The sequence below is a fragment of the Streptomyces sp. NRRL WC-3549 genome (assembly GCF_000721935.1).
Classification (GTDB): Bacteria; Actinomycetota; Actinomycetes; order Streptomycetales; family Streptomycetaceae; genus Streptomyces.
In genome coordinates this window covers 27,892-28,282 of record NZ_KL585462.1, presented here as the reverse complement: position 1 = coordinate 28,282, position 391 = coordinate 27,892, and the positions used below count along the sequence as shown (strand labels likewise).

At 77.2% G+C, this 391-nt stretch carries 1 protein-coding gene; it reads left to right on the top strand.

The features are described 5' to 3' along the window. Positions 1–15: 15 nt before the first annotated feature. The coding region (locus tag IH13_RS0136075; protein ID WP_031091383.1) for a Rossmann-fold NAD(P)-binding domain-containing protein at positions 16–391 on the top strand (376 nt) is incomplete at its 3' end.

The following is a 391-nucleotide window of genomic DNA, read 5'->3' as shown; positions in this document are numbered from 1 at the left end:
AGCCCGCTCAGAGATGTGTATAAGAGACAGGAACTCGACCGCGTCCTGGCCGGGCCCGGCGCACCGGACCTGGTCTACTTCCTCGCCACGGCCCCGGGGCGCGAGCCCGCCGACCGCGGCGAGCTGCGCGCCCTGGCCGACCGCGGCCCGGTCGCCCTCTACCGCCTGGTGCGGGCGCTGGCCCGGCACGGCCTGCTGGAGCGCGAGACGCGTCTGAAGGTCGTCACCACGGACGTCCACCCGCTGGAGGCGGGCGACGCCTCCTCACCGTGGGCCGCCGGGACGGCCGGTCTGGCCGCCGTCGCCGCCAAGGAGTTCCCCGCGCTGCGCGTGGCGCTCGTCGACGTACGCGCGGCGGAGGCCGCCCGGGCGGCCTCCGGGATCGTGGCCG